The 4,600-nt window shown below is 39.9% G+C and carries 4 protein-coding genes and 1 tRNA gene; 2 read left to right on the top strand and 3 right to left on the bottom strand.

Annotated elements, in window-relative coordinates:
- Positions 1 to 519 precede the first annotated feature (519 nt).
- The gene (locus AACW06_RS18765) at positions 520 to 2,073 is read left to right on the top strand and encodes a helix-turn-helix domain-containing protein (RefSeq protein WP_192076232.1); all 1,554 of its coding nucleotides are present in this window, start codon (positions 520 to 522) and stop codon (positions 2,071 to 2,073) included.
- Between the two features lie 514 nt (positions 2,074 to 2,587).
- Here the strand turns inward: AACW06_RS18765 and AACW06_RS18760 are convergent.
- From AACW06_RS18760 to AACW06_RS18750, 3 genes are all read right to left on the bottom strand, one after another.
- Positions 2,588 to 3,148 carry a hypothetical protein gene (locus tag AACW06_RS18760; RefSeq protein ID WP_192076231.1) on the bottom strand — a complete coding sequence of 187 codons (561 nt, stop codon included), beginning with the start codon at positions 3,146 to 3,148 and terminating at the stop codon, positions 2,588 to 2,590.
- A 128-nt stretch (positions 3,149 to 3,276) separates the two neighbouring features.
- The gene (locus tag AACW06_RS18755) at positions 3,277 to 3,459 is read right to left on the bottom strand and encodes a hypothetical protein (protein ID WP_192076230.1); all 183 of its coding nucleotides are present in this window, start codon (positions 3,457 to 3,459) and stop codon (positions 3,277 to 3,279) included.
- Positions 3,460 to 3,676: 217 nt separating this feature from the next.
- Positions 3,677 to 3,761: transfer RNA gene (locus AACW06_RS18750), tRNA-Leu, on the bottom strand.
- 198 nt (positions 3,762 to 3,959) lie between these two features.
- On the opposite strand from AACW06_RS18750, the gene AACW06_RS18745 reads away from it, so the two are divergent.
- Positions 3,960 to 4,436, top strand: a complete 477-nt coding sequence (locus tag AACW06_RS18745; RefSeq protein ID WP_192076229.1) for an RDD family protein — start codon at positions 3,960 to 3,962, stop codon at positions 4,434 to 4,436.
- Positions 4,437 to 4,600: the final 164 nt, after the last annotated feature.

Below are 4,600 nucleotides of genomic sequence, written 5' to 3'. Positions count from 1 at the left end.
GACATGGCAAAATAAGTCTACTAGTTTATGCATAGCTGGTTCCTTTGCGATTGTTCTCTCTTGGTCGAAAGATCTGATCGCAGAACCAGCTTTTAGTTCCCTTCTTTTTTATCCCGAGTTCAGGTTAGTTAATATGTGTTTGAATGGTTGTTTGTTACGGTAACGCGATACGGTTGGAGAAATAACGACAATTACGCAAAAATTCCGTAAAACCAAATCAAAACCCAAATAAACCAATCAATCAGAAAGGTTTATTTATGTAAAATTTACGCAGAATGGCATTTAAGCTCAATAACTCTCCTCCCATGTAAAAAATCTCCCAAAAGTAACGAATGGCAAGGTGTCTTTCAGCCAAAAACACCTTAAAAACACCCAATATTTCTTTATTAATTTCTTTAAAAAGAATAATTACCTTTTAATTTCAGTTAATTACAAAATCACACTTCCGTAAATTTTCCTTTTATTTCATTCTTATATGCATTTATAGTCATTTCAAACTTAACCCAAAAAGAGGTGTCTATGTCAGAATCAATAACCCACAATCAAAAGCTTGATAAGGACTGCGCTAAAAGCATTGTCGAGCAACTGGTATCTTTGAATATCCCTAGGTCAGAAATAGCCCGAAGATGTGGGGTCAACCAGTCCAGAATTAATGGATGGGAAAATGGAGAAAAAGCGGGTAGTGAAAATCTTCAAAAACTAAGAGCATTATTAAACCTCCGCTTACCAAACCATAAAGCGGAAATATTCCAGGTTTCCAAATGCGTGCGTTTAGCTTTAGCTAAAGAAGATCTAGACCTATTTCTAGTGAAGCAAATGAAAGCCTTTATAGGAGAGCTTCCTTCACTTCCCTTCGAGTTGCGTGAGAAATTCGACAGTGCAGAGTCATTAGAATCATTAAATGAGGTTATAGCGACTCAGTATCACTTGTATGTTTGCAAGGAAGTTGATTCCGACCTCTATTTCACTAAAAGACAAGAACATGTGTTTAACCAAATGGCACCATACGTAAAACCATTTGGCGTATTACCATCAAGTTACCAAGATACTATGTACTCAGTACTCGAACAGCTTAAAAAAGCGATTCAAGAGGCAGAAGAACAAATAGAAAGTAAAACGCATCGTGAGTTGAAGAATAAAGAGGTTTTTAAAAGTACGATTGAGTATTCAGTTTCAAATTGCTTCCAAAGAAACTTTGCGTTTCATGGTAAGCCAAATGAAAATCTTGAAAAAATCAAACAAGAACTTCTAGACAGTTTAGAAAGAGCCATACAAGATTTTAACTACACTGGCACGTACTTCACCCACCCACTAGCAGAACTCGTGAGCATTATGGAGAGAGTTGCTCAATTTCTCGATGACAGTCAATTTGGTCCTAAGTACGGTACGCTAAGACTAGAAAGTCGTGATACCTATTTCTCTGAGTCTATTACGAAGCCGGACGGTTTTATCGAATTTGAAGATATCGAGTTCGCAATTCATTCAGCTAAAGAGCTTCAAGGTAACTTTGAAATGTTCATCGCAGAACAACAAGAACGCTACTCCGCCCTTTTCAAACTCAAAGAGAAAGAATTGGAACTCTGTTCCAAGTTGGATAGCGATAAAGTATTCAACCAAAAGGCTTGTGAGGCTCTAACATCTGGTAAAGAACTTGGTGTACAAGACGCTCGTCTGAGCAACCTAGCGGTATTTTCAGACAGCATTTTGAAATCAGACAAACTACCAATAGCTTTAAATGGGAAAAAACATGAATTAGAGCTATTAAACGGACTCAAAGAAATGCTCAGTGATCTAACGCCAGAGCCAATCATCCATCCCGTTCAAATAGGTGGTCAATTAATCTTCTCTAAAGAAAGAGAAACCAAAGGAAAGACTTTGATATATTCGTTAAATAATAATGATCTGGTTCTTCTGCAAGAAGCTAGCATCTGCAACCAACAAATCTTGACAATACAACCCAAGCTAGCAGCAGAAGAATTACTCACTCATATTGATACCGATATCAAAGAGTCAGCGAAGCAATCACTACTAGAACACGGCTACATGTTCAGCGACGTCGAGGTTCTAGGGTAGAGGCGGAAACTATAAGCACGCAACTTCACGCGTGCTTATCACTCTGAGAACAGACTCATGGAGTTGGATATCCGCTTAAAAGTCCATACTGATCAAGCACTTTCTACATCAATGATGTTTTGAAATTCACAGCCGGACTCAAGAACATACTATTAATAATAACCAGTACAACAGCGGCCTACGGCAAGCTGTTGTACTGGTTATTATATATTTAATATCAAGATCCTATCCCAACCCTAGCTCTCAGTTCATTTCGCAACATTCGCACAATCACCAAAGCACAGACACCCGAAGCAAAGTGAGTCCCTATATCTCGCATAGAAACTCAACCGAAAGCATATAGTTCAGAGCACACCGAGAGCCGAGACACTAATCCCGTACAATTACCACCAGAAGGTACTCTAGTAGCCACCGAATGAGCTTAGAACAGCGATATTCACACACTGATGGTTAGTAGTAGCGATGGAGAATACCGCCATTTATTACTCTTTAATGAGGTCGGTAAGTCAGCCTACTAACACCTAACCCATTTTTTCTTGGACTGAGGACTACGCTTGATTTGGTTATTTTTGGAAAGCTCATTGATTGCCTTGGTAAAATCTGACTTTGACAGCCCTAGCTGCTTTTGAAAGCTAGGATCTAAAGCACGAGGAGACTTCAAAGCATGAAGAAGCTTGTCTTCAGGGGATTTTGGGGGTGTCTGTTGTGGCTTAACAATTGGAACAACTGTGTTCTCTCTAGTTCTGATGCTTTGAAAAGGTGCGCCTAATTGCTTGCATTGAAACTCAAATGCTGAAATCAAGCTTTCATCGTTACTGTAGAGCTCAAAATTAACCGAGCCTAGCTGCTTTTTATCTAAGGCGAGTAGCACTCTGGATAAGTAGGCAACAATATAGAAATCAGCTTGATTCTGTCCGGTAGGATAATCGGAAAGGAATAAATACAATGATTTATCACAAACAAGTTTAACGGCTTCCGATTTAGAGAAAACAAACACTTTGTCGATGATTGAAGCACCAATTTTCTCTAGTTCTTTCAACCCTACATTTTCAGCATCAACGAAAATCATCTTCATAGTTAGGTAAGCTCCAATTGTTTACCTCTATAAACAAGATTGCACAGTTGCATATTGATATCAACTTTAGGGGCGAAACATGTGCATTAGCATGTGCTTAACGATGACCATATACCCCAACGCACTTACTACACACACCGCAAAACCTCCCATAACAAACCGACTTTTCGACTATCCATCAAAACGATCCGTTGTTCCATAAAGGCAAAGCCAAAACCGTATAGCACCGTAAAGTCACCATGGTCGTACCATGGTTCTAGCAGCTCACAGGTCTTGCTAATACTGGCTTGCGCGACGGCTGCTTTTAGCATTTGTTGGATTTACTGGGATTGCCTTGCGCACAGAATCGACATGCGATGAACCATATATGGACCATGGGAGAAATTTTAAGACAGATAAAGGGAGTAAAATGGAGCGAGAAAAGCGTTGATAACAAGAAAGGAAAACTGAGGTAAGCGCCTGAAAATTCGAACATTTTCAAACACCTAAAACGACGAAAGGCCGCTATAAAAGCGACCTTTCTATGTATGGTACCGGTGGGCGGACTTGAACCGCCACTCCCGAAGGAAACGGATTTTGAATCCGTCGTGTATACCAATTTCACCACACCGGCATCTTGGGGCTTCGCCCTTTGATGGTTGGCATTATACGTAAGAAACGCAGAGGTGCAATAGCAAAATATTGAAATACAAATCGTTTGCCGATATTTTAGCCACAAATATTAAAGCTGTGCGTTTGTTCTCTTTTCAGCGCAACTTTGAGTCTATATGCTTGCTGCAATTTTGGAAAACTCGAAAGACCTATGAATGTTATGAGTAGTAAATCCTCCCTACCCTCTGCAGGTTTAATGCGCCGCTTTGGTGCACTTTTTTATGATGCACTAATTATCATTGCACTTGAGATGATGGCAGCAGGCATTGTAATCGCGATATTAGAAGCCCTCGTGGCTTTCGGTGCAATGAGTTACGGCCCATATGATGATGTCAGCGATTTGCTGACCCATCATCCTATATGGAGCTATGTTTACACTTTCTATTTAGCTGCTGTTTGGGTTTATTTCTTTGTCTTTTTCTGGACAAGAGCCGGACAAACTTTAGGTATGAGAGCTTGGAGATTATTGATCGTCAATGACGATGACACGCAAATTAGTGCCACTCAAGCCTTAATACGCTTATTTACCTCTGGCTTTGGATTATCAAACTTAACAGTACCGTTTGATCACGAAAAACGAGGATTTCAGGATATATGGGCTAAAACGAAAGTTGTGGTACTTCCTAAAGTTAATTGAAGCACACCAAGTAAGCAGATAAAAAAGGAAGAGCCCATGCTCTAATGCCGTTCACTTAAGGTGAGCGGCATTGTATTTTCTAGGGTATCGGCTTGGCTTTTTCTTCACGACTCTAGGGAAGGATCTTTCTCGCCTAGGTTCAAGTATTAAGCTCCCACTCATTG

The sequence above is a fragment of the Vibrio sp. S12_S33 genome (genome assembly GCF_963889785.1).
Taxonomy (GTDB): domain Bacteria; phylum Pseudomonadota; class Gammaproteobacteria; order Enterobacterales; family Vibrionaceae; genus Vibrio; species Vibrio aestuarianus.
Note: the sequence above shows the minus strand (reverse complement) of the source record. Positions and strands in the feature narration are given on the sequence as shown.